The organism is Limnohabitans sp. Rim11 (genome assembly GCF_001269365.1).
Classification (GTDB): domain Bacteria; phylum Pseudomonadota; class Gammaproteobacteria; order Burkholderiales; family Burkholderiaceae_C; genus Limnohabitans_A.
Window position 1 is genome coordinate 503333 of the sequence record NZ_CXOM01000002.1, and the last position, 16618, is coordinate 519950.

Here is a 16618-nt window from a genome sequence, read left to right on the forward strand (position 1 = left end):
TCAAAAAATGGGTCAACATACTTTGAAGCCAAGGTCGCCAAAATCTAAATCTCTCATCGCGTTGCTGGTGGCAGCGCTTTGGCTTACGCCTGTTTGGGGACAGTTGCCGCCCAACTCACAAAACCTGCCCTCCTTGGGAGATGGTGGCGACATCACCTTGAGTGCTGAACGCAAATTGGGCGATCGCATCGCACGTGAACTCTACCGTGATCCAGACTATTTAGAAGATCCCATTCTGGACGAGTATTTGCAAGACATTTGGCAACCGCTTGTCAAAAGCGCCCAGGCTCGGGGCGAGCTCACCCCCGAACTCATGGAGCGCTTTGCCTGGAAAATTTTGATTGGCAGAGACCGCTCGGTCAATGCCTTTGCATTGCCTGGTGGATATTTGGGTGTTCATTTGGGCCTCATCAGCGTGGTTTCAACCCGCGATGAATTGGCGTCGGTGATGGCCCACGAACTCACCCACGTGACACAAAGACATATCTCAAGGTCTATGAGCGATCAGGCGCGCATGACCCCCTGGCTGGTGGGCGCCATGATTTTGGGCATGCTAGCCGCAGGCAAGAGCGCACAAGGGGCACAAGCCATGATCGTTGGCGGCCAAGCGGTGGCCGCCCAATCGCAATTGAACTTTTCACGCGACATGGAGCGCGAAGCCGACCGCATTGGTTATAGCGTCTTGGCGGAGGCAGGTTTTGATACCTACGGCTTTGTCACCATGTTTGGAAAACTACAGCAAGCCTCTGGGCTCAATGACCACGGTGGATTTCCTTATCTCAGAAGCCATCCGCTGACCACTGAACGCATCGCAGACATGCAATCGCGACAGCAACTTCTGAACAACAAAACCAACAACTTCAATGCAGACCTGATTCAAGCCATGATGTCTGCCAGAGCTCGTACGCTGGCACAACCCGGCGTTGATGCGCTACGGTCTTGGGCGAATGAAGCCTCCGATCCCAACTTGGGTCAACTGTCCCAAAGCAAACGAATAGGGGTTTTGTACGGTGCTTACATGTCTTTGATGCAGTTGCGAGACTTCAACAAAGCCAAAGCCTTAAGCGCCCAACTAAGGCAAGCGGCCGCCAACCATCCTGCGGCATTGCGTTTGATTCAATTGCTAGAAGCGGAACTGGCCTTCAAAGAAGAAAACATTCGTGGTGCATTGAATTTACTCAGCAGTTCTGCCAGTCAAGGCGTGTGGCCACGTCCAGAGCTGATTTACATCAGCCAAGCAGTTGCGAGAGTTCATGTTCAGACACCTGACGCGGAAAGTACTGAGTTGTTGGGCAAGGCAATTAACCAACTTCAGCGCTGGGTGGTGCAACACCCCCTCGATGCACAAGCATGGCAAGTTCTGGCCTCTTCATTTTCAGCACAAGGTCGTCTTCTGGCCAGTTTGCGTTCAGAGGGTGAGGCCCAATTGGCTCGCTGGGACATTGGGGCTGCCGTCGATCGTTTCAGGGCGGCCCAAGATACTTCCAGAAAGTTGCCTGCACTCCTGCGCGATCACATTGAATCCTCCATTGTAGATGCCCGACTCCGGTATGCCCAAGGTCTGCTGAAAGAGCAAATGATGGAGCGACAAGAACGCGGCAACTAACAGATGCCGAGCTAGATCAATCGCAACGCATCCAGCCTTCAGCTGTCTTGTTGCATTTCAAAACACCATCGGGCTCGCTTTGAGGGTGCTTCAAAAATTGCCAACGATTTTGAGATTTAGTGAACACATAGGTGTCTCGGAAATTGACCTTTTCTCCTTGACTTGGCCTGTAAAAATAATCGCTGCTAAATTGAATGCTTGTTTCTTTTACCTGCCAATTTTTGAGGGTTTGAATATAAAGCTGTGCGCTACTTTCAATGTTTTGGATCTGATAAATGTTTCTTGGCTGAGCTTGATCTTCCCGTTCCACTCCTACTTCAACTTGCCTCTCGGCAGGTTGATTGATGGGGCGCGTTAAAACCTGATGGGTCATGCTGGCGATAGCGGGCATGGCCTCGCGAATGACGCGCAATTGAGCAGGCGTTAAATTTTCACCTTGAAGTTTGAAAGCTTTTTTGATGAACAAATGTGGTGGCACTATTTCAAAGGCAATACCGTCGATCGTTTCGGTGTGGCCTTTGTCTACAAAAAAAGCACTGGCCCACGCCGAAGATAAACCAATGGACAAGAGGAAGAGTGCAAACATCGTAGCGCTTATTTTGAGTGAACGGAAGGCCACAGGGGACACCATCAATCGCTTGCCCAGCAACTGTTAAATTGCGCATAGCTATAGGCACTACCCCCTAAAAACGCAACGCCAATGTAGTAAATACTGGAGATGGCGCCGCAAGCCCAAAAGCCACCGCCTTGGGAACTACAGTCACTTTGGATGTTGTTAAAGAAGTTGGTGTCGGCCACGTCTTTTTCAAAACCACAAGTGGCATAACTTTGGTCATGTTCAAAACAAGCTTGAGAAATATCGATACCGAACAAAATATCGGGAATGAATGCATCACTTCGGACAGTGCCACAGCCCGCACCTAATTCGTTGCCATCGATGCGTTTTCCGTTGGCGGTGCCTGAACTGAATCTTGATTTGAGCAATGGAACGCCGCCATGAATTTGGTCAGCCATATCTATTTCAACTGTTTGCATATTTTTTCCTTTTTTAAAAACAGCTCGATGTTGAGCTGCCTTCATCCTAGGGCGCCGCCATAGTTTTGACCCCTGCATTGACTTACATGCAGTCGTTGAAGGGCTTTCCTAAACCGGTATGATTCGATGGCACTTTTAGGCTCTATCTCTCCTCATGGCAGGCATCCACATCACCGACATCGAAGCGGCCATCAATTACTGGCGGGAAAAAAATCCGTCTCCCGATGGCGTGACTTTGCCCCGCGAATTGCGCGCATTGGCGGAGGTGTACGCCTTGATGGTTTACTTCAAAGAAGATGAAGCCGACGAATTCAGTTTGCCTTTGCCAGCGGCAGAGGCCTGGCAAGCGTGGTATGCCAGCACACCCGATACGCCCTGCATTGCCATCTGCTCAACCTTTCAGGGAGATCCTGAATGCAAAGGCTGTGGTCGAACTTTTGAAGAGGTTCAGTTGTGGACTGAACTCAGTCCCGGCGAGAAGCGCAGCGTTTGGCGCCGCATCACGGTGGATGGCACGTCCTGGCGATTCAATCGCTATGCCGAGCGCGCAGCAGAAGACCGCAACTTAGCCAAAGCGGCAGCAGAAGCCCAAGTGCCTTTGGGATTTAAAAGCTAATTATTTCCAGCGCTGCACTTCCAAGTGCACGCTGTCTTTGGCATTGCTGAGGGTCAGCTCACCTTCTTGTACGGTGGCCTGAATTTGCATGCTGCGCTCTGCCAATTTGGCCAAGGCCTGGCTGGCTTCTGTCGGCACGCGCCAAACCTGCAACTTCTCCATGCGAGTCAGCTTGTTCTCAATGCCTTTCCACCAAACTTCAGCGGCATGGTTAAAGCAATAAACCATGACAGCTTCGGCCTTTTGACATGCTTTGTTCAAGGGCTTGTCTTCGGGTTGACCGACCTCCACCCACAAACGTGTTTGACCTGTGAAGTCACGCAATGACAAATCCGGATCGTCTGGATCGGACAGGCCCGCACCAAACGCCAACACGCCATCGCCGTTCAAATCGGCCTGCAATTTGTAGGCATTCAAAGACAAAGCGAGCAAGCGAATCATCATGCGCTCGTCTGTTTCGCTAGGGTGCCGCGCTAGTGTGAGCGCATGGTCTGCGTAATAGCTGTGGTCAATGTCGGCAATCGAGAGATTGACTTTGTAGATGGTCGATTTGAGTGCCATTCCGTTTAGACCCGCTTGGCCAGCTCAACGGCTTTGCCAATGTAGCTGCCGGGTGTCATGGCGAGCAAGCGAGCTTTTTCTGCCTGCGGAATTTCAAGCTCGCGAATCAGGCCATGCAGTGCTTCTGCTGTGACGGTTTTGCCGCGCGTGACTTCTTTCAATTTCTCGTAAGCGCCTTGCACACCATATCGGCGCATGACTGTTTGAATCGGTTCGGCCAAAACTTCCCATGACGCATCCAAATCTTGCGACAAGGCTTCTTCGTTCAACTCTAATTTTTTCAAGCCGGTCATGAGAGACGCATACGCCAAGGCCGAGTAGCCCAAGGCCACGCCCATATTGCGAAGCACGGTAGAGTCTGTGAGGTCACGTTGCCAACGGCTGATGGGCAACTTTTCGGACAAGTGTTTGAGCACCGCATTGGCCAAGCCCAAATTGCCTTCCGCATTTTCAAAGTCAATGGGGTTGACTTTGTGCGGCATGGTGGACGAGCCGATTTCTCCAGCCTTGAGGCGCTGTTTGAAATAACCCAAGCTGACGTAACCCCAAATGTCGCGCGACAAATCGATGAGGATGGTGTTGGTTCGTGCCACCGCGTCAAACAACTCGGCCATGTAATCGTGCGGCTCAATTTGAATGCTGTAGGGCTGGAATGACAAACCCAAACCCCATTGCTCGTCAGATGCGCCGTCTTCATGGGCCTCCGGCGTTTCGATGACTGCTTTAGAAAATGCTTCCCAATCAAAGTCTGGCCATGCCGAAAGGTGGGCGTTGTAGTTGCCCACCGCGCCATTCATCTTGGCTTTCATGGGCACGCTGGCAATTTTTTCACGGGTGCCGCGCAAGCGAATCACCACGTTGGCCAACTCTTTGCCAACTGTGGTTGGGCTGGCGGTTTGACCGTGCGTTCGGCTTAGCATAGGCACCGCAGCGTAGGCGTGCGCCATGCTGCGCAACTGATCAATGATTTGGTCAAGCGCTGGCAAAACAACTTGCTGGCGAGCCCCTTTAAGTTGCAAGGCATGACTGGTGTTGTTGATATCTTCACTGGTGCATGCAAAATGAACAAATTCTGAGGCGGCCTCTAATTCGGGGCGGTCTTTGAATTTTGATTTGATCCAGTACTCCACGGCTTTGACATCGTGGTTGGTGGTCTTCTCAATCTCCTTGATGGCCAATGCATCTTGTTCAGTAAACTGACTGACCAAATCTGTGAGGTATCGCCTAGCGCCCAAGGACAAAGGCTTGAACTCTTCAAAACCAGCATCTGACAATGCAATGAACCAAGCCAGCTCTACCTGAACACGGCGATGCATGTACCCCTGCTCACTCATGAGTGGACGCAAGGCATTGAGCTTGTTGGCATAACGGCCGTCAAGCGGCGAGAGGGCGGAAATGGGCGAGGTGGTCATGCCCCCATTGTAAGTTCTGTACCTGACATTCATCGGGCTTTAGACATCCTCTAGAATGCTTCCCAGTTAAGAACTTATCTTTGAATCACTTTAGACAAGACCAGACCCATGAAATTGATCGGTTCACCTACCAGCCCTTATGTCCGCAAAGTTTGCATTGTGATGGCAGAGAAAAAGCTGGATTACCGAATGGTCGTCGAGGACGTCTGGTCAGCCACGACCACCATCCACAGCTCTAACCCGCTGGGCAAGGTGCCCTGTTTGGTCTTGGAGGGTGGCGAAGCAGTCTTTGATTCGCGCGTCATTGTGGAATACCTCGACACTTTGTCTCCCGTTGGCAAGCTCATTCCCACCAATGGCCGGGAACGGGCTGAAGTCAAAACATGGGAAGCCTTGGCCGATGGCCTCCTAGATGCCGCTTTATTGGCACGCATGGAAAAAGTGTGGGTCCACCGCACAGCCGAACAAAGAAGTCAGGCTTGGATTGACCGTCAACTTGAAAAAATTTCAGAATCCTTGCGCGCCATGTCGCAGGGTTTGGCAGACAAGCCCTATTGCTCGGGCGCCTATCTGACCTTGTCAGACATTGCTGTTGGTTGTGCCTTGGGCTATCTGGATTTTAGATTTCCAGAAATTGCTTGGCGGACCGCTTACCCCAACTTGGATAAGCTCCACGCCAAGTTGATGCAGCGTCAAAGCTTCATTGACAGCTTGCCCAAGTAACTTAGGCTCTTTGCTTAGGCCTTTACTTGGGCCCTTTAAAACACACGCCTGTGAATTGGTTTAACTATTGGCCCGACCTTTGAGCCAACGCATGAGCGAACCCACCACCGGCAATTTTTCGTAAAGCTCTTCGGCCGCATCCCAATAATCTCGGTGCAGGCTAATTTGACCTTGCTCGTCTAAAACCAAATGGGTGGTGCCAAGTACCACTTGTTCGGTTTGTGTGTCAAAGCGTTTGAACTTGAAACGAAACTCCCAAGTGAAGAAGGCTTGCGAGCCGTCGACAATTTGCGCAACGATGACAAATCGTGGCTGCGTCAACGAAACATACATGTGCTGAAAAATTCGCTCAATTTCTGCCGTTCCTTTGACGTCATTGAACGGATCCTTGAAGCGTGCAGTTGGCGCATACAGGTTTTTAATTTGCCCGACCGATTCAGGTGTGAGTGTTTCAAAGTAATGCGCAATGTCTTTAAATTTTTGGCGATGCGTCATTTTTAAAGCCCTGTAAATCGTCGCACCAAAGCAAAATACAAACGGTAGGGCATGAGCCGCATCAACTTAAGCCACAAAGTAAACCGCTTTGGAAAATGAATGTCGAAGGCACCCTTTGCCCAGCCCTCTAACATGGCTTGCGCAGCCTGCTCTGGGCTTAAAAGTGCCGGCATTTGAAAATTGTTTTGTGCCGTTAAAGGTGTGGCCACAAAACCAGGACTGATCAAACTCACGCCGATGCCCCTGTCTTGCAAATCCATGTACAAGGTTTCAGCCAAGTTGGTCATGGCCGCTTTGGTCGGCCCATAAGCCAAACCGTTGGGCAATCCGCGCCAACCCGCCACGCTGCTGACCAAACTAATATGACCCAACCCCTGTTGCAACATCACGGGCAAGGCCTCACCCAACACCCGTAACAAGCCGTTGTAGTTGACCTCTTGATGCCGCAGCATATCGGACAAATCGAAATCGGTGGCACGCTGCGCACGGTAATGCCCAGCGCAATACAAAAGCATGTCGATAGGGCCTTGGGCCACCACTTGGCGCGTGACGTATTTCACTTGCAAGCCATCGGTCACATCCAATGGAAACAGCTCAAGTCGTTTGCCCTCGGATTCGCTTTGCCGGGCCCAATCTGACAACGCACCCAACTCGCGAGCCGAAATAACAATGTGTGCACCGGCCGCTTGAAGTGCTTGCGCACACGCCAAACCGATGCCACTCGAGGCACCTACCAACCAAACACGTTTGCCACGCCAATCTTGAAGTGGCGCGTTGAAAGGCTGCCCCCATTTGCGCGGGGTTTTGTGCGCTATGGCGGGTAATTGATCAAGCGCGTTTTTGACCACCAATTCGTTGGCAGGCGTTGCTGGCGCGCTCATGATTGGCCTTTGTTGGGCGTGAGAATCGGCATGGTTTTGCGCCGCTTGAATGACAAAGTCACTTCACCCAAGCGAACGCCAAATTTGCTCATGACGGCTTTGTTGATCATGACCTCTTCGTCCATCAAGAACATCCAATCATCAAACTCAACATTCCAAACCCTGCCATCTACAGGCAAGGCCAGTGTGTACTGCCATCGGAACGCATTGCCGCTGACCGCGCCTTGCGCGACGCCCACCACATCGTCTGCACGGCCTTCATATTTGCCATTGGGCAACGCTTTCAAGCGCCATATGCGGCGCTGTTTGGTGCCATCTGAATATTGAAAATCCTCATCCAACACACCGTCGTCGCCTTGCCACTGGCAGTCCATTTGAACTTTGAATCGCTTCACCACTGCGCCGCTTCTGTCTGTAAAAACACCCCAAGCGTCCACGGGACCATTGAAATAAGTTCGCAAATCAAGCGCTGGTTTTTGCTGACTGTAATCGGACACTTGCGGGCCTGCGCATCCCGCCACACTTACCGCAGCAGCACCCAAAACGCTTGCCTTAATCAGCCAAGGCGATGTCAGCCCCTTGGCCATTGTTTGAAGTGATTGTCGACGGTTCATGAGGGACTCCGAGTAGGTGTGGGGGAAAGATTAGTGGCTTCAGACTTGGCAGATGCGCGCCAAAATAAAAGTAAAAGCACAGCCGCGAGCAACTTCAATGCGCAGGGAAACAAACCGTAGGCTAGGCTGAGTGCTTGAAGGCCATTGGCATCTTGTGTGCCAGGTGAATAACCCCACCAAGAGAGCAGGGGCAAGCTCAAGCCTGCAGCCAATGCCAGGTTGAACTTGCTTGCCAAATTCCACCAGCCCAAATAAACACCTTCGGCGCGGCCGCGTTGGCCCCAACGATCTATCAAGCCATTCAGCATGGCGCCAGGCACCACCAAGTCGGCGCCCAACGCGGTGCCCGATGCCACGCAAATGGCCAAGTACGCCCACTCATCGCCGGCACCCAATTGGCTCACCCCGATAAAACTGATCACGGCCAGCACCATGCCAAATAACCAAGCGCGCGGCAAATCGAATCGTTTGATTGCCATGAGCCACAAAGGCAGTGACAACGCCCCCGACAAAAAGTACGCGCCTAAAAACAAAGGCACATGCGATGGCGTGACTCGAATTTGATCTTCAACAAAAAATAAAACCAGGCTGGCGGGTACCGCACTGGCAATCCCATTGACGACAAAAATGAGGAGCAACTTTGAAAACTGCTTTTTGCGAAAGGGCGCCAACAGGCCAAAGGCTTGGCTATTCTGAGACGGTGACACTTCACCAGAAACTGTTGCCACTGTTGGTTGATGTCTCCAAGCAAAACGCCAGCTCAAGACTCCCAACAAAAGCAAAGCGGCCAACAAAACGGCATTGAGGGTCCAACCCAACCACAAGGGCAGCATGGCCGCCAAAACCACACCCCACAGACCCGCACCCTCGCGCCAAGCCAATACACGACTTTGCTGTAAGGCGCTGCCCCCCAATCGCGTCACCCATGCTTGATGCAGAATGCACAAGACGCTGTAGCACAAGTGGCATGCCGTGACACAAACCGCCACCCAAGCGGCGTAGACACTTGGTTGATCCCACGAGGGTGGATTGAACAAGGCCGCGAAAGAAATTCCGAGCGCAGCAGAAAAAATCAATGCGGCCACCACAACGGCTTGCATCGATTTGGCATACAGCCAATCGCTGAAGCGGCCAATAAAGGGGTCGGTCACGGCATCGATCAATCGCGTCAACAACAACACCATGCCAAGCAAGCTCAAAGGGACTGCATATTGAGTGGCATACAGATGCGGCACATTGACGTACATGGGCAAGGCCACGAACGCCAATGGCAAAGCCAGCAAGCCATAAGCTGCCGCGTTTCCATGCGAAATGGCCATGGTGCTCATGGCTTGTTCATCCAAGCTTTTCTGATCTCGGGTGCAGAGGTGGCCTCATGCAACCAAATTCCAAAAAACAGGTTTGCAAATTGCGTGTCTGCAATCATGCCAACTCGTTTTTGATTGGCCCAAAATTCAGCGCCTTCGTTGGGCTTGTAAATGCCCAGCAGCTTGTCACCTTTGTCGACCGTTGGAAATATCCGGGTCATGGCTTGGAGCCAGGCGGCTTCTTGGTCCGCGGTGAACTTGCCAACCCGCTTCATTTCTTCAATGGACCGTTTGGCAATGTCTTTGCCTTCAAATTTGCGCAGGTACGAGAGTTCTAATCCGAAATTTTGCGCACTGTATTGCAGCACTGAAAAATCCGGCCGCGTCCACAAGCGCGCATCATAAATTTCAAAGCCCCAAATCTTAAGGCGCTGCGCCTCACTGGGTTTGAAGCCAGGCAAGATTTGTTCGCTGGCATGACCCTGCACATGAACGGTCAAGACGGCCAGCATCAAGGCGCACTGGCCCATGCACTTTACTGCGCGTTGAAGCAACTGCCTGTGGGCTGACTTTGATTGCTTGCTGGCCACGTTAGGCGCGCTTTCGCAGAGTGAACTGAATCACATCCGTATTGGACTCATCAAATGCAGCCTCGCAATACGCCAAATAAAACTCCCACAAACGTAAGAATTTTTGGTCAAAGCCAAGCTGCAAAACCTGCGCCTCTTGCGCCATGAAATCATGGCGCCAGCGTCTCAGGGTTTCTGCATAGTCGGGACCAAACTTCAATTCATCAATGACTTCTAAGCCTGCCAAATTGGCTTGGCGACGAAACTCTTTGGGGCTGGGCAAACAACCACCCGGAAAAATGTACTGCTGAATGAAGTCTGTTGATTTGCCATAACGGTCAAACAAACTGTCGTCAATCACAATGCTTTGAATACACGCCTTGCCGCCCGGCTTGAGCACTTGGCTGATTTTTTGGAAGTAGGTGGGCCAGTAAGATTGACCTACCGCCTCGATCATTTCAATCGAACACACCGCGTCATAGGGTCCATCTTGAATGTCTCGGTAATCTTGTAAGCGCAAATCAGCTTGTTCTGACTTGCCGTTCCATTTCATGCGCGCGTTGGCAAATGCCAACTGTTCTGTCGACAAGGTCACTCCCGTCACCTTGGCACCAAAATCAACCGTGGCCATTTCGGCCAAGGCGCCCCAGCCGCAACCAATTTCCAAAACGCGGCTACCTAACTCCACATCGGTCATGCGCAATGCGCGCCTCACTTTGGCCCTTTGCGCCGCAGCCATCTCCTGATCGAAATCGCCCTCAAACAACGCCGATGAATAGTTCATCGTGCCATCTAGCCACAGCTCGTAGAAAGCATTGCCTAAGTCATAGTGGGCATGGATGTTTTTTCGGCTGTTGGTTTTGTTGTTGCGGTTGAGCAAGTGTCGAATGCGGTACGCCATGCGGCCCCACCACGAGCCATAAATGAGATCTTCCACAGCACGTCGGTTTTGAATCATGACGCGCAACAAATCACTCAAAGAGGGCGTACTCCAATCGCCCGCCATGTAGGTTTCTGCAAAACCGATGTCACCCGATTTCATGCTGGCAGAAAAGACCTCCCAGTTTTTTAAACTGATGGCGGCGTGTGGCAAGGAGGTCTTGCCATACACCTTGGTGCTTCTGTCTGGAAACTGAATGGTCAACGTGCCATGTTCAATTTTTTCAAGCAAGCGCAAAACTCTGCGTGCCGAGGCAGGCGCAGCCTGAAGAGATAAATCTGAATGTGATGAAGTACTGGTGTTCATGATCCGCTGGATTTGGATGAAGCAATGGAAGGTGTATGGCCCCGCGTCACAAGGCTTGCAGGGGGTTCTGGTTTTGTAAAAAAGGGTACGCGCTTGAACCAAAGCAACAAGGCATGCCAGTGAATGCGCGCCATCACGGCAAAGGTAAACAAGGGGTAGGCCCACAGGGCCCGCCTTAAGGCTTTGGCAGTAGCGGGCACGAGTGTGCCGCTCATGCTGGTTTCTATGAGCGGGCCGTCAGCGTCAAAATGATCAACGCGCGCCACCACTCTTTCTTGACCGTTGATGCGGGTGCGCATGAATCGAAATTGGTAATGGCCATTGACTTCGCAAAAAGGCGACACATGAAACACCTTGCTGGCCACTTCGGTATGGCCCCAGTGAGGCGCGTCCAATAAATAGCAGTGCCGCTCACCAAAGGTGTTGTGCACCTCGGCCACGATGGCGGCCAAAGTGTTGTCGGCGCGGTGGCAATACCAAAAACTCACTGGCTTGAAGGTGTATCCCAAGACACGCGGGAATGTTTGCAGCCAAATCTCACCATTGGCATCTTGGATACCTTCTTTCTCCAGCATCTCACTTAACCATCCCAATGCACCGCCCTGTTCTGGCAGGCGCCCATCGCCATGGTCGACATCATGGAACGAAAGCAACGCAGCGCGGTTGATGGCTAAGTCGCCGGAACCAGCGTCTTTGGAAGTGTTTTGGTTTTGAAGGCTGCGCATGGGCAACATCAAAAAATAGGCGCCATAGTGAAAAGCATGTAAGGCCGGACGTCGGCGAACATGCCTAACTTGGCCGAAGCCAATGAGAGCGCCCTGATCTTTCATCGCTTCAGGTCCTGCAAAAGTTGGCGGGCAACGCCGAGTCCCGCTTTCAGGCCATCTTCATGGAAACCATAGCCCATCCAAGCGCCCGCAAACCACGTGTGTTGTTGGCCTTGAATTTCGGGAAGGTGCTGCTGTGCATCGATGGCCGCCAAATCAAACACCGGGTGAGCGTAATCAATGGACGCAATGATTTTGGTCGGATCGATGGGCTTGGTTGGGTTCAATGAAACCACCACCGCTTGTTCAAAAGGCAAGGGCTGGAGTTTGTTGAGCAAATAGTGCAAACAAACTCTGGCGCTTTCTTGTCCCTCGTCCGAGGCGCGTTCGTAGTTCCATGCCGCCCACGCTTTGCGCCTAGAAGGCAACACGCTTTCATCGGTATGCAGCACCGCCACATTGTCTTGGTAGGGAATGGCCGACAAATATTTCTGTTCTGCTGGCGTTGGCACTCGCAACATGCGCAATGCTTGATCGGAATGCGTACAGATCACAACCTCGTCAAATCGTTCGGCATGGTCTTGAGTCACGATGCGAACGCCAGACTCATCGCGCTCAATCAAAGACACGGGGGTGTTCAGGCGCTTATCGCGTACATTTGCCACTATTTTTTGAACATAGTTTTTCGAGCCGCCTTTGACAGTAAACCAGCGGGGTCGATTGCTGACTTGAATAAGGCCATGGTTGTGGCAAAAACGAATCATGGTGGCCACAGGAAATTGCAACATTTGATCTGTTGGGCAACTCCAAATGCAGCCCATCATGGGCAAGAAATACCAATTCTTAAACGCTTCGCTAAAGTTGTGATGCTTTAAGAATTCAGAGAGCGGCTGACGCATTTCGCTTTCTGTTTGCTGCTCTGCAATTCGAGTACATGTTTTGTTGAAGCGCAAAACATCGGCCAACATCTTCAAAAATTTAGGCCGCAGCAGGTTACCTCTTTGAGCAAACACCGTGTCTAGATTGCTGCCACTCCACTCCAAGGCCTCATCGCCCCAAACCTTGGGTGCCTGAACCGAAAAGGACATGTCAGACAAGGCCGTCTCAACACCCAACTCGGCAAACAAGCCGATCAAATTGGGGTAGGTTCTTTCATTGAAGACCAAGAAGCCTGTGTCGACGCCATGCGTGACCATGCCTTGGGCCGTCGGCAATGTGATGTCGACGGTGTTGGAATGCCCGCCAAAGTAGGCGCCTGCCTCAAACAAAGTGATGTCTGCTTGGCCCTTTAAGCTGTGCGCTACTGCCAAGCCTGAAATGCCAGAGCCAACGATGGCAATTTTTTTGTACGTCATGTTCCGTTCAAGGCGCCTTCATCGCCAAACTTTTTTCAATGGCTTGCACCAAGCTTTTACTTTCTGGGCTGGTCATGCTGCTGTAACTGTCGATGAGTTTGCCATCACGGCCAATGAGGTATTTGTAAAAGTTCCACTTGGGTTTTTGGCCTGGGTCTTTTGCCAGCTGCTTGAAAAAGGGCACAGCCGCATCACCCGTTACCGATGTTTTGGTAAACATTGGAAACTTCACGCCAAACGTGTTTTCACAAAAGTCTGCAATTTCTTGGTTGTTGGTTTTTTCTTGGGCAAAGTCGTTAGAAGGAAAGCCCAACACCACCAAGCCGCGGTCCTTGTATTTGCTGTACACACTTTCTAAACCTTTGTATTGAGGTGTGAAGCCGCAGTAACTGGCCGTGTTCACCACCAAAATAACTTTGCCACTGTATTGGCACAAGGACTGTGGTTTTTCGTCTTGCAAGCGGGCAAAGGTATGGTTCAAAAGGGCTGGGCATGCCGCTTGAGGTGCGGCGCTGGCAGGGCCCCCTGCGGCTTGCGCGAACACATTCAAGGCCAGAGTCAAACCGATGAGACCTAAGAAAATGCCTTTGAAATTAAACATTGAACCGTCCATTCTGTTTTGTGACTGGACAGTTTACTTCTAATTTCTCAGCTTGTCACGGGCTGTTTGAGTGTCGGCTTTGTGATTTAAAGACGGCACGCCAAAGTGCCAAAATTGCCTCTTTTTCGGTGTCTAAGCTAGGCTGTATGACTTGCGTTGGCGCCTCATTCAACCGGGCCTTGTGCTGCACTCGGCGCAAAGATCGGTAGGCAGATGCTGCGTTCTGGCCCACCTCTTTTGGCAATAAGCCAACCGCTTCCGCTCTTTGCAACAAGGCAATATTGCCCACGTTGTCCAACAATTCTGGGTGTGCATTGGCATGCATCAAGACCAGGTATTGAACGGCAAACTCTGCGTCTACCATCCCGCCAGGGCTGTGCTTGACATCAAACAATCCGGCTTTGACGGGGTGCGCCGCAAGCACCCTTTGGCGCATGCCGACAATTTCTTGGGTCAGCAAGGCTGCGTCTCGAGGTGCGCCAATCACAGCCCGCCGAACCTGGTCAAAACGGTTTTGCATGTGCGGGTCGCCCATGACAAACCGCGCCCGGGTCATCGCCTGGTGCTCCCAAGTCCAGGCGGTGTTGCTACCGCGCTGTTGTTGATAATCGGCGTATGCGTCGAAAGTGGTTACCAACAAACCTGAGCTGCCATTGGGCCGCAGAGCAGTGTCAATTTCAAACAAATCGCCCTCGGCGGTTTTTACAGTGAACCAGTTAATCAGCTTGCGCACGAAGCCCGCATAGGCCTCTTGGGCGCGCTCGTCAGCGTCTTCGTAAACAAACACAATGTCTAAATCGCTGCCGTAACCCAGCTCTTTGCCGCCCAATTTGCCATAGGCAATGATGGCAAATTGAGGGGTTTCGCGGTGCCTATTTTTTAAGCAGGACCAACACCACTGCGCCGTTATTTTCAAAATAACATCGGCCATGGCGCTGAGGTCGTCTGCGACTTGCTCAACTGTTAAGTTGCCCTCCACATCACGGGCCAGGGTGCGAAAAACTTCGGCATGGTGTGCACGGCGAAGCAAGTTCAAAAGGGCTTCTTCGTCATCTTCGCCAGACCGCTTCAATGCGGCCCGTCTGGCTTCCAACTCTGCTTCAAAGTCAGCCGCCACAAAGCGTTGCTGCAACACATCGCCATGGGCCAGCTCGTCGATGACGCCGGGGTGCTGGACCAAATACCGCGCCGGCCATTTGGCAGCCCCCAACAAGCGCAACAGGCGCTCGTGCACGGCGGGTCGTTCTAGCAGCATGGCCAAATAGCTTTCGCGGCGCATCAATGGCTCCATCCAGTCGGCCATTCTGACCACCGCGATGGCTTCCACTTTGCCCTCTTTGAGCCACTGGGCGGTTCGCTGAAGCAAGCGCATCAAACGGGTTCGCGCATCGTCGCGCAAGCCTTTAACTCTAGGGCTCTCCTGCCAGTGGGCTAAGCGCTCCCGGGCCACCCCTTGAAACAAGTCCAAAACAGCTTCAAGTTCAGGCAGCTCACTGCCGGTAGATTTTTGGCAGCCTTTGCAATGCGGATCGCCGCCCAAAAGGATGTCAAATTCTTGCGCCACAATTTCGCGATGGGCATCGAGCTCGGTTAAAAAGTCGCAACTGTCGGCGTAGCCCATGGTGTGAGCGATCCAACTCAAATCCTGATCTTGGGTTGGCAAAACATGGGTTTGCTGATCGTCCAAGTACTGAATTCGATGCTCGACTTTTCTTAAAAAGACATAGGCTTTGGCCAGACTCTCGGCGGTCTCTACAGGCATCAGGCCCGCTTTGGCCACCCTCTTGAGGGCGTCCAGTGTGGGCCGGGTTCGTAACTCCGGAAACTGTCCCCCGCGCACCACCTGCAGCAATTGAACCGTAAACTCAATTTCACGAATACCACCCCTCGATAGCTTGACATCGTTGGCTCGCTCCGGATGGCCGGCACTTCTTTTGGCAGCATGGTCGCGAATTTGTTGGTGCAAGGTGCGCAAAGATTCAAACACGTTGTAATCGAGATAGCGCCTAAATACAAAAGGCAATACCACCGACCGCAGCGCCATGGCAGAACCATTTTCAATGGCAGACCGCGGCGCAATGACACGGCTTTTCATCCAAGCAAAGCGCTCCCACTCTCGGCCCTGAACCAATAAGTACTCTTCTAAAGCTCCCAAGGAAACCACACTGGGACCCGAATTGCCGTTCGGCCGGAGGGCCAAATCAACGCGAAAAACAAAACCATGCTCGGTGGTATCGCCTACCAAGCTGTAAATGGCTTTGACAGCGCGGGCAAAATATTCATGCACAGAGATTCTGTGAAGCCCCTCTGAGTTGCCTACCGTTTCGCCATCCTCGTCAAAGACATAAATCAAATCGATGTCGCTGGAGACGTTCAACTCACGAGCGCCCAACTTGCCCATGCCAATGACCCAAAATTGCGCGCGCTGACCAGAAGCGGTCAGGGGTTCACCATGCCGCGCATCCAAGGTTTGGAAGGCCGCCTGACACGCCTTGTCTAGTGCTATTTCTGCCAACTGCGTGACACACCGCGTGACCACATCTAAGGGGGCTTCTTGTTCGCAATCGAGTTTGATCAGGCGATACAGGGCCCACTGCCGCAAGACACGCAAGGCCGCACCGACCTCGAATTGACTACACAAGAGGGCATAGGCTCGCTCAAGCGCTTCGCGAGTCGGCGTTTCTTGGGGAAGCGCGCCAAAAACGTCGCCATAGCGACGTTCTAGACGCTGAAAAAACCTTGAGCCCTCTGAAAGGGGCTTGCGGCTGCTTGAATCCGCGCGTTGACCCGTCTCAAATGGGTTTGTGGCGGTCATAATTCCCTGCCTGAG

General features: G+C 52.2%; 17 protein-coding genes. 3 read left to right on the forward strand and 14 right to left on the reverse strand.

Annotated elements, in window-relative coordinates; translation table 11 throughout:
- Positions 1–7 precede the first annotated feature (7 nt).
- A complete protein-coding gene (locus tag AMM03_RS07105) occupies positions 8–1606 on the forward strand; it encodes a M48 family metalloprotease (protein ID WP_090129894.1) in 1599 nt (532 codons plus the stop codon).
- Between the two features lie 16 nt (positions 1607–1622).
- Here AMM03_RS07105 and AMM03_RS14140 read toward each other — a convergent pair whose 3' ends face one another.
- Positions 1623–1997 (reverse strand): hypothetical protein, encoded by a 375-nt coding sequence (locus AMM03_RS14140; RefSeq protein WP_194942807.1) that lies wholly within the window; start codon positions 1995–1997, stop codon positions 1623–1625.
- A 239-nt stretch (positions 1998–2236) separates the two neighbouring features.
- A complete protein-coding gene (locus tag AMM03_RS07115; protein WP_090129898.1) occupies positions 2237–2641 on the reverse strand; it encodes a hypothetical protein in 405 nt (134 codons plus the stop codon).
- A 154-nt stretch (positions 2642–2795) separates the two neighbouring features.
- Here AMM03_RS07115 and AMM03_RS07120 point away from each other — a divergent pair, with 154 nt between their 5' ends.
- The gene (locus AMM03_RS07120; protein WP_090129899.1) at positions 2796–3257 is read left to right on the forward strand and encodes a DUF3717 domain-containing protein; all 462 of its coding nucleotides are present in this window, start codon (positions 2796–2798) and stop codon (positions 3255–3257) included.
- Here the strand turns inward: AMM03_RS07120 and AMM03_RS07125 are convergent, their stop codons facing one another.
- Together AMM03_RS07125 and purB are read right to left on the reverse strand one after the other, a co-directional pair.
- Positions 3258–3818: a YaeQ family protein gene (locus AMM03_RS07125; RefSeq protein WP_090129901.1), complete on the reverse strand. Its 561-nt coding sequence runs from the start codon at positions 3816–3818 to the stop codon at positions 3258–3260.
- Between the two features lie 5 nt (positions 3819–3823).
- Positions 3824–5230, reverse strand: a complete 1407-nt coding sequence (gene purB / locus AMM03_RS07130; protein ID WP_090130746.1) for an adenylosuccinate lyase — start codon at positions 5228–5230, stop codon at positions 3824–3826.
- Positions 5231–5338: 108 nt separating this feature from the next.
- Between purB and AMM03_RS07135 the strand changes: the two genes are divergently transcribed.
- Positions 5339–5953, forward strand: coding sequence for a glutathione S-transferase C-terminal domain-containing protein (locus AMM03_RS07135; RefSeq protein ID WP_090129902.1), 615 nt, complete (start codon positions 5339–5341; stop codon positions 5951–5953).
- Between the two features lie 60 nt (positions 5954–6013).
- Here the strand turns inward: AMM03_RS07135 and AMM03_RS07140 are convergent, their stop codons facing one another.
- The 10 genes from AMM03_RS07140 to glnE all read right to left on the reverse strand — a co-directional run bounded on the left by AMM03_RS07140 (position 6014) and on the right by glnE (position 16603).
- Positions 6014–6448 carry a nuclear transport factor 2 family protein gene (locus AMM03_RS07140; protein WP_090129904.1) on the reverse strand — a complete coding sequence of 145 codons (435 nt, stop codon included), beginning with the start codon at positions 6446–6448 and terminating at the stop codon, positions 6014–6016.
- Between the two features lie 2 nt (positions 6449–6450).
- A complete protein-coding gene (locus AMM03_RS07145) occupies positions 6451–7329 on the reverse strand; it encodes an SDR family NAD(P)-dependent oxidoreductase (RefSeq protein WP_090129906.1) in 879 nt (292 codons plus the stop codon).
- The gene (locus AMM03_RS07150) at positions 7326–7943 is read right to left on the reverse strand and encodes a DUF3833 domain-containing protein (RefSeq protein ID WP_369793673.1); all 618 of its coding nucleotides are present in this window, start codon (positions 7941–7943) and stop codon (positions 7326–7328) included. Before AMM03_RS07150 ends, AMM03_RS07145 begins: the two co-directional genes overlap by 4 nt.
- Complete coding sequence (locus tag AMM03_RS07155; protein ID WP_090129909.1) at positions 7940–9271, reverse strand: MFS transporter; 1332 nt, start codon at positions 9269–9271, stop codon at positions 7940–7942. The genes AMM03_RS07150 and AMM03_RS07155 overlap by 4 nt, the downstream gene beginning before the upstream one ends.
- The gene (locus AMM03_RS07160; protein ID WP_194942808.1) at positions 9268–9780 is read right to left on the reverse strand and encodes a chalcone isomerase family protein; all 513 of its coding nucleotides are present in this window, start codon (positions 9778–9780) and stop codon (positions 9268–9270) included. The genes AMM03_RS07155 and AMM03_RS07160 overlap by 4 nt, the downstream gene beginning before the upstream one ends.
- A gap of 61 nt (positions 9781–9841) precedes the next feature.
- Positions 9842–11065, reverse strand: a complete 1224-nt coding sequence (locus AMM03_RS07165) for an SAM-dependent methyltransferase (RefSeq protein WP_090129913.1) — start codon at positions 11063–11065, stop codon at positions 9842–9844.
- Positions 11062–11895: a DUF1365 domain-containing protein gene (locus AMM03_RS07170; protein WP_090129915.1), complete on the reverse strand. Its 834-nt coding sequence runs from the start codon at positions 11893–11895 to the stop codon at positions 11062–11064. The genes AMM03_RS07165 and AMM03_RS07170 overlap by 4 nt, the downstream gene beginning before the upstream one ends.
- The gene (locus tag AMM03_RS07175; protein ID WP_090129917.1) at positions 11892–13187 is read right to left on the reverse strand and encodes an NAD(P)/FAD-dependent oxidoreductase; all 1296 of its coding nucleotides are present in this window, start codon (positions 13185–13187) and stop codon (positions 11892–11894) included. The genes AMM03_RS07170 and AMM03_RS07175 overlap by 4 nt, the downstream gene beginning before the upstream one ends.
- Before the next feature lie 7 nt (positions 13188–13194).
- Entirely contained in the window at positions 13195–13788 is a 594-nt protein-coding gene (locus tag AMM03_RS07180) for a glutathione peroxidase (RefSeq protein WP_194942809.1), read from the reverse strand.
- 55 nt (positions 13789–13843) lie between these two features.
- Positions 13844–16603, reverse strand: coding sequence for a bifunctional [glutamate--ammonia ligase]-adenylyl-L-tyrosine phosphorylase/[glutamate--ammonia-ligase] adenylyltransferase (glnE, locus tag AMM03_RS07185; protein WP_090129921.1), 2760 nt, complete (start codon positions 16601–16603; stop codon positions 13844–13846).
- Positions 16604–16618 lie beyond the last annotated feature (15 nt).

Excerpts from the sequence above, each read along its gene's own strand:
- AMM03_RS07125 (WP_090129901.1), bottom strand. The coding sequence starts at position 3,818 with ATGGCACTCAAATCGACCATCTACAAAGTCAATCTCTCGATTGCCGAC.
- AMM03_RS07165 (WP_090129913.1), bottom strand. The coding sequence starts at position 11,065 with ATGAACACCAGTACTTCATCACATTCAGATTTATCTCTTCAGGCTGCG.
- AMM03_RS07160 (WP_194942808.1), bottom strand. The coding sequence starts at position 9,780 with ATGGGCCAGTGCGCCTTGATGCTGGCCGTCTTGACCGTTCATGTGCAG.
- AMM03_RS07140 (WP_090129904.1), bottom strand. The coding sequence starts at position 6,448 with ATGACGCATCGCCAAAAATTTAAAGACATTGCGCATTACTTTGAAACA.
- purB (WP_090130746.1), bottom strand. The coding sequence starts at position 5,230 with ATGACCACCTCGCCCATTTCCGCCCTCTCGCCGCTTGACGGCCGTTAT.
- glnE (WP_090129921.1), bottom strand. The coding sequence starts at position 16,603 with ATGACCGCCACAAACCCATTTGAGACGGGTCAACGCGCGGATTCAAGC.
- AMM03_RS07120 (WP_090129899.1), top strand. The coding sequence starts at position 2,796 with ATGGCAGGCATCCACATCACCGACATCGAAGCGGCCATCAATTACTGG.
- AMM03_RS07145 (WP_090129906.1), bottom strand. The coding sequence starts at position 7,329 with ATGAGCGCGCCAGCAACGCCTGCCAACGAATTGGTGGTCAAAAACGCG.
- AMM03_RS07170 (WP_090129915.1), bottom strand. The coding sequence starts at position 11,895 with ATGAAAGATCAGGGCGCTCTCATTGGCTTCGGCCAAGTTAGGCATGTT.
- AMM03_RS07135 (WP_090129902.1), top strand. The coding sequence starts at position 5,339 with ATGAAATTGATCGGTTCACCTACCAGCCCTTATGTCCGCAAAGTTTGC.
- AMM03_RS14140 (WP_194942807.1), bottom strand. The coding sequence starts at position 1,997 with ATGCCCGCTATCGCCAGCATGACCCATCAGGTTTTAACGCGCCCCATC.
- AMM03_RS07180 (WP_194942809.1), bottom strand. The coding sequence starts at position 13,788 with ATGTTTAATTTCAAAGGCATTTTCTTAGGTCTCATCGGTTTGACTCTG.
- AMM03_RS07115 (WP_090129898.1), bottom strand. The coding sequence starts at position 2,641 with ATGCAAACAGTTGAAATAGATATGGCTGACCAAATTCATGGCGGCGTT.
- AMM03_RS07150 (WP_369793673.1), bottom strand. The coding sequence starts at position 7,943 with ATGAACCGTCGACAATCACTTCAAACAATGGCCAAGGGGCTGACATCG.
- AMM03_RS07155 (WP_090129909.1), bottom strand. The coding sequence starts at position 9,271 with ATGAGCACCATGGCCATTTCGCATGGAAACGCGGCAGCTTATGGCTTG.
- AMM03_RS07105 (WP_090129894.1), top strand. The coding sequence starts at position 8 with ATGGGTCAACATACTTTGAAGCCAAGGTCGCCAAAATCTAAATCTCTC.
- AMM03_RS07175 (WP_090129917.1), bottom strand. The coding sequence starts at position 13,187 with ATGACGTACAAAAAAATTGCCATCGTTGGCTCTGGCATTTCAGGCTTG.